The sequence below is a fragment of the Nocardia wallacei genome (assembly GCF_029868745.1).
Lineage (GTDB): Bacteria > Actinomycetota > Actinomycetes > Mycobacteriales > Mycobacteriaceae > Nocardia > Nocardia wallacei_B.
Window position 1 is genome coordinate 1 of the sequence record NZ_JARWOP010000287.1, and the last position, 6,169, is coordinate 6,169.

A 6,169-nucleotide genomic window follows, 5' to 3' on the forward strand; every position below is an offset into this window, starting at 1 on the left:
CCCCGCCGCGCGCCCCCGCCCGCCCCCCCGGGGGCGCCCGCGCGCCCCCCGCCCGGGGGTGTGGGCGCCCCCCCGCGCCGGGTCGCGTCGATTCCCCGCCCACGTCGATGATGTCCGCGCCCGCCTCGAACAGCCGAACACCGTGCGCGACAGCCAGTTCCGGGTCCAGATAGCGGCCACCGTCGGAGAACGAGTCGCTGGTGACATTGACGACACCCATCACCACACAGGAACGTCCCCCGCGCGGAGTGATGAGCTGCGTCAGTTCGGACACCACACGCCCGCTCACTTCCGCAGGATCAGATCGAGGGCCTCGGCGCGCGAGGACGCGCTGGTCTGCAGCATTCCGCGCACCGCGGAGGTGGTGGTGCTGGCGCCCGGTTTGCGGATGCCGCGCATCGCCATGCACAGATGCTCGGCCTCCACCACCACGATCGCGCCGCGGGGGTCCAGCTTGCGCATCACGGCGTCGGCGATCTGGCTGGTCAGCCGTTCCTGCACCTGCGGACGCTTGGCGTACAGATCCACCACACGGGCCAGTTTCGACAACCCGGTGACCCGGCCGTGCGGGCCGGGAATGTAGCCCACGTGCGCCACACCGTGGAACGAGACCAGGTGGTGCTCGCAGGTGGAGTAGAGCGGGATGTCGCGGACCAGCACCAATTCCTGGTGCCCTTCATCGAAGGTGGTGTTGAGCACCGCGTCCGGCTCGGTGTAGAGGCCCGCGAACATCTCGCGATAGGCCCGCGCCACCCGGGCGGGAGTCTCGGCCAGACCCGGCCGATCCGGATCCTCGCCGACGGCGATCAGCAATTCCCGGACCGCCGCCTCGGCGCGGTCCTGATCGAACGGGCGACCCGTCTCCAAGGCCACGACGGCGGTATCCTCGGCGGCCGCGGAACGCGCCGACAACGCGTCGGACTCCGCTACGGCACGGTTGTTGACCGACACTCGGGGACACCTCCACAACTCGAGAACATGTCGCGCCCGACTGCGCGGGACACGGCCCTCCAGCCTCGAACGCGACCGGGCTACCGGTAATTCCTCGGCATCCCGGGTATCGAGCCTAATCACCGAAGATCAGTGGCGGCCGTTCGGTCCGTCCCAATCGCCGCTCTCGCTCTCGCCGTTGGGCCGCTGGTAGCCCGAGCCCTCCTGGTCGCCGGGCTGGTTCCAGCCGGGACGGCCGTAGCGCTGACCGCCCGCGGGCGCCCAGCCGCCGCTCTGCTGCGATCCGCCGTAGCCCGTGGCGCCGGAACCCTGCGGGCGATCCGGCTGTGCGTCCTCCTGCGGCGGCCAGCCGGGCGCCGACCAACCGGCCGGAGCGCCGTAATCCGGTCGCGAACCGTGCGTGCCGCCACCCTGCCGCGGGTACGCGGGCGCACCGCCACCAGGCTGTGGATAACCGCCGGGCTGCGGCGCGGGCCGGTAGCCCGGCTGCGACGCCGCCGGACGCTCCGGCGGGTAGCCGTTGGCGGGGACCGGCTGGGCCGCGGCCCGCCGGACCGCCTGCTCCTGCTCGTCCGGCCACGGCTCGCCGCGCTCGGCGGCCAGCTCGCGCGGGGTCTTCACCGGCGGCCGGTCCGACGGGACGCGCTCACCGAAATCGTTGAACGCGGTGATGCGCGGCCGCTTGTCGACGGTGCTCAGGACCTGTTCGAGATCCTTGCGGTGCAAGGTTTCTCGTTCGAGCAGGGCGGTGGCCAACGCGTCGAGTTCGTCGCGGTAGTCGTTGAGGATCGCCCACGCCTCGGTGTGCGCGGCCTCGATGAGGTTGCGCACCTCCTCGTCGATCTCGCGGGCGACCTCGTGCGAATAGTCCGAGGCCGTGCCCATGGTGCGGCCGAGGAACGGGTCGCCCTGTTCCTGGCCGTAGCGCACCGCGCCCAGCCGTGCACTCATGCCGTACTCGGTGACCATCGCGCGGGCGATCTTGGTGGCCTGGTCGATATCGGAGGAGGCGCCGGTAGTGGGCTCGTGGAACACCAGTTCCTCGGCCGCGCGGCCGCCCATCGCCATCACCAGCCGGGCGATCATCTCCGAGCGGGTCATCAGGCCCTTGTCGTCCTCGGGCACGGTCATGGCGTGGCCGCCGGTGCGGCCGCGGGCCAGGATCGTCACCTTGTAGACCGGCTCGATATCGGGCATCGCCCACGCGGCCAGGGTGTGGCCGCCCTCGTGGTACGCGGTGATCTTCTTCTCGTGCTCGCTGATGATCCGGCTCTTGCGCCGCGGACCGCCGATTACGCGGTCGACCGATTCCTCCAGCGCGGGCCCGGTGATGACATTGCCGTGCTCGCGGGCGGTCAGCAGCGCGGCCTCGTTGATGACGTTGGCCAGATCGGCGCCGGACATGCCGACGGTGCGCTTGGCCAGACCGTCCAGGTCGGCGTCGGAGGCGATCGGCTTGCCCTGCGAATGCACCCGCAGAATGGCGCGACGCCCGGCCAAATCCGGGTTGGAGACCGGGATCTGACGGTCGAAACGGCCCGGGCGCAGCAGCGCCGGATCCAGGATGTCGGGGCGGTTGGTGGCCGCGATGATGATCACACCGGTGCGGTCGCCGAAGCCGTCCATCTCGACCAGCAACTGATTCAGCGTCTGCTCACGCTCGTCGTGACCGCCGCCGAGGCCCGCGCCGCGCTGGCGGCCGACCGCGTCGATCTCGTCGACGAAGATGATGCAGGGGCTGTTCTGCTTGGCCTGGTCGAACAGGTCACGCACGCGCGACGCGCCGACACCGACGAACATCTCGACGAAGTCCGAGCCGGAGATGGTGAAGAACGGAACCCCGGCCTCGCCCGCCACGGCGCGTGCCAGCAGCGTCTTACCGGTGCCGGGCGGCCCGTACAGCAGCACGCCCTTCGGGATCTTGGCGCCCAACGCCTGGTAGCGAGCGGGATTCTGGAGGAAGTCCTTGATCTCGTACAGCTCTTCGACGGCCTCGTCGGCGCCCGCCACGTCCGCGAACGTGGTCTTGGGCATGTCCTTGGACAGCTGTTTGGCCTTCGATTTGCCGAAGCCCATCATGCCGCCGCGACCACCGCCCTGCATGCGGGCCATCACGAAGACGAACAGGCCGAGCAGGATCACCATCGGCAGCACGAACAGCAGGATCTGGGTGAACCAGCTGTCCTGTTTGACGCTCGTGTTGTACGGCGCGCCCGAGGCCTGCACGTCCTTCAGGATCTGCGAGGACACCTCGCTGCCGCCGGGGTACTTGGCGATGATCTGGTTCTGGCCGCCGGTCGCATCGTTGCCCTTCTTCAGGGTGATGCGCAGCTGCTGTTCCTTGTCATCGATCTGGACCTGCTCGACATTGGGCTTGTCCTGCAGTTGGGTGAGCGCCACCGAGGTATCGACGTTCTTCCAGCCGCGCGTGTCGTTGCTGAAGTAGCTGACCAGATAGATCACGAGCAGGATGCCCGCGACTATGGCCAGGTTGCGAAACACTGTCTTGCGGTTCATAGAGCGTCGGCCGGCTGGCCAGTCCTTTCCGGTGTATCCGGGTGCGTGCCTACGATGCGTTCGGGCGTTCCGTAACCGTTCCGAATCCCGGCCGGGTCCGGCGGAACGGATGCGGACAAGCCACGTTACCGCGTACGGTCTACTCGTTACATCGCGCAGTTCGGCAGCTGATGCAGTTCAACTGATGAACGGTCGGAGAACGCAGGTGGTTCCCGGCCTATCGGGTGGACACCGGTGAGTGTCTTCCCAAGTGGCAACAATCATGGCATGCACGTCCTATTGTGAGGCACAACACAACAAGAGCGCAGGGGGTATGGACATAGTCGAGCTACGGACACCCACAGCGATTCTGCGTCACGGCGGCGGGCGCCTGCAGGTGCTGCGCCCCGGCGGGACCGACGGCGAGCGCGTGCTCGACGTGCCGATCTCCGATCTGCTCAAGGTCCGGCTGAACCGGCGCAGCGACGACGCCGTCGTCATCGAGATCTACCTGCGGTACCCCACCTCGCTGCTGACCGGCATACCCGCCGACCGCACCCCGCTTCCGGTGCTGATCGCGGAGCACGACGTGCCGGCCGCCACCGTGATCGTGGAGCGGATCAACGCCCAGATCGTGGCGACGCAGCGCATCGACATGTCCGTGCCCGACCTCACCCCGCCCGCCCCCGCGTGGGGCAAGGCCGGCCCGATCCGGGCCGACGTGGACCGGGCCGTCCGCCGGATGGCGCCGCGGCGCGAGGCCCGCGCGGCGATCGCGGACTTACACAAGCTGGTCACCCCCGAGGAATTCGCGCTGGAAGCGGCGCTGGCCGGGGCGGAACCACCGGCTGGGCGCGGCCGCGGGCTGCTCGCGGTCACCACCACCCGCATGCTCTTCGTCTCGACCGCGGCCGGTAGCCGCGCCGCCTACGAGATGCCCGTCCAGGCCCTGCTGTCGGCGCGATTGACCGACGACCCCGGCCACACCGGCGAGTACGGCATCGAGGTGACCGACGGCAACACCACGCTGCGCTTCACCGGATACGACCGCGCCGATACCGACCGCGTGGTCGGCGCACTCACCTTCGCGATCCAGCGCGAAGCCGCCGACGGCGCCGTCGCGCCCCCGGATCCCGGTGTGGCGCAACTGTATTCGGAGTGGGAGCTACTGGTCGAGCGGCACTCGCTCGGCATGGTCGACGACGCGCAGTTCCAGCGTTACGGCCGCGGGATCCTCCGCTCCCTGCCCGACTGACACCGCCCCGGCGGCACGCTGAAGTGCCGGACATTCCGGGCGGCGGCCCTCATTCGTCGTTGGACTGCAACGAGATTCGGCGCCAGGGGCTGGTCGGCCGCAACCACAGGCGGACCAGTTCCAGGCGCCGGTCGACCCCGCCGGATTTCAGCTCGGCCAGATCCTCGCACGCCTGCCAGTAAGTCCAGCCCGTGATGAACGAATCACCGAACTGACGCCAATTGCGATAGCGGCGCTGCGCCGACGGCAACGCCCGCATCACGTAATCCCAGGCGACATCCGCGTCGAGATATCCGGCCGTGAAAGCCATCCGCGCCACCGCCACCACGCGGGCCAGATCCCACGCCTCGATATCGGACGGCAGCGGCTGCACCAGATGGTCGATGAGACCCAGCTTGATCGCCTGCGACCAGATGTCGTAATCGCGCACCAGCGCCTCGGGATTGTCCATCCCGCGAAACGCGCCCACCTGCCGCAGAAAAGCCCGATGCCGATCGGCGCGCTCACCGAAACGGTCCCGTTCGGGCGAATTGATCGCCGTGGTGACCAGCGGGTGCACCAGCGCGTACAGCGGGGAGTGCATGCCGTCGAGCAGCTGTTCCATCGAGGCCATCGCCTCCGTGCCGTCGGTGATGCCCCACGCGCCGGTCAGTGTGTCGATGGCCAGCTCACGGCGGTCGCCCATCGGATGCTCACGCTCCGGACCGAGGAGCAGCGCGTCGTGGAAGGCGTCCCAGCGGGCCGAGTAGAACGCGCCCAGCGACAGCGCGCGCAGCTCGTCGTCGGAAACCTGCGCACCGGACCAGTGATCTTCCTCGCGCCGGTCCAGCTCCTCGTAGGGAAAGGTGGTCAGCGTCGGCACGTCGCGGGCAGCCATGCCTCCGATTGTGTCCCACGGCGCGCAATTGCGCTGCCTCCGGCGTCGCGTGTTCGCCACGACGCGCCTGCGAAGTAGCCGACATGCGCAACACACAATTTTCACATCAGTACATTCTTGCCCTGTCGCGGTCCGGTACCGGACGCTAATCTCTGGCCATGAGTGGAAACATCACCGTCCTGCGTGGGCTCGAGCCCCCTGCGACCGAGCAGGAAATATACGCGGCCGCACAGGAATACGTGCGCAAGGTCGGTGGCCTGTCCGGCCTGTCGACCACCACCAAGCCGGCCTTCGACAAGGCGGTCGCGGCCGTCGCGGCAGCCACTACCGAACTACTCGCCGAATTGCCGGAACGGGGGTTGCCACCGGTCACGGACTCGCCGCTGAGGTGATTTGCGACGGCTCCGCCGTCGCGGGTTGGCGGGCCCCACAGGGGCGATCAAAGAACAACCACCCCCACCCACCCCCCCCCCCCCCTCCCGCCGCCCCCCCGCTATCCTGCGCCCCCCGGGCGCGGGGCTCCCGGAGCGCCGGGGGGTCTTCTCATACTAGCCCCCCCCCCCCCCCCCCCAACCCGCGACGGCGGAGCC

General features: G+C 69.1%; 6 protein-coding genes. 2 read left to right on the forward strand and 4 right to left on the reverse strand.

The features are described 5' to 3' along the window. The 3 genes from QH470_RS25995 to ftsH form a co-directional block, all read right to left on the reverse strand. On the reverse strand, positions 1–220 hold a 220-nt coding region (locus tag QH470_RS25995), incomplete at its 3' end, for a dihydropteroate synthase (protein ID WP_280274976.1). Positions 221–285: 65 nt separating this feature from the next. Continuing rightward, positions 286–912, reverse strand: a complete 627-nt coding sequence (folE, locus tag QH470_RS26000; RefSeq protein WP_280274977.1) for a GTP cyclohydrolase I FolE — start codon at positions 910–912, stop codon at positions 286–288. A 168-nt stretch (positions 913–1,080) separates the two neighbouring features. Then, positions 1,081–3,468: an ATP-dependent zinc metalloprotease FtsH gene (gene ftsH / locus QH470_RS26005; RefSeq protein ID WP_280274972.1), complete on the reverse strand. Its 2,388-nt coding sequence runs from the start codon at positions 3,466–3,468 to the stop codon at positions 1,081–1,083. A 313-nt stretch (positions 3,469–3,781) separates the two neighbouring features. On the opposite strand from ftsH, the gene QH470_RS26010 reads away from it, so the two are divergent. Then, entirely contained in the window at positions 3,782–4,702 is a 921-nt protein-coding gene (locus QH470_RS26010) for a hypothetical protein (RefSeq protein WP_280274973.1), read from the forward strand. A gap of 49 nt (positions 4,703–4,751) precedes the next feature. Here the strand turns inward: QH470_RS26010 and QH470_RS26015 are convergent, their stop codons facing one another. Beyond that, positions 4,752–5,579: a DUF1266 domain-containing protein gene (locus tag QH470_RS26015; RefSeq protein ID WP_280274974.1), complete on the reverse strand. Its 828-nt coding sequence runs from the start codon at positions 5,577–5,579 to the stop codon at positions 4,752–4,754. 158 nt (positions 5,580–5,737) lie between these two features. On the opposite strand from QH470_RS26015, the gene QH470_RS26020 reads away from it, so the two are divergent. Beyond that, positions 5,738–5,971, forward strand: a complete 234-nt coding sequence (locus QH470_RS26020; protein WP_280274975.1) for a DUF2277 domain-containing protein — start codon at positions 5,738–5,740, stop codon at positions 5,969–5,971. The last annotated feature ends 198 nt before the right edge of the window (positions 5,972–6,169 follow it).

Coding starts and splice junctions, on each gene's coding strand:
- QH470_RS26010 (WP_280274973.1), top strand. CDS start 3,782: ATGGACATAGTCGAGCTACGGACACCCACAGCGATTCTGCGTCACGGC.
- QH470_RS26015 (WP_280274974.1), bottom strand. CDS start 5,579: ATGGCTGCCCGCGACGTGCCGACGCTGACCACCTTTCCCTACGAGGAG.
- ftsH (WP_280274972.1), bottom strand. CDS start 3,468: ATGAACCGCAAGACAGTGTTTCGCAACCTGGCCATAGTCGCGGGCATC.
- QH470_RS26020 (WP_280274975.1), top strand. CDS start 5,738: ATGAGTGGAAACATCACCGTCCTGCGTGGGCTCGAGCCCCCTGCGACC.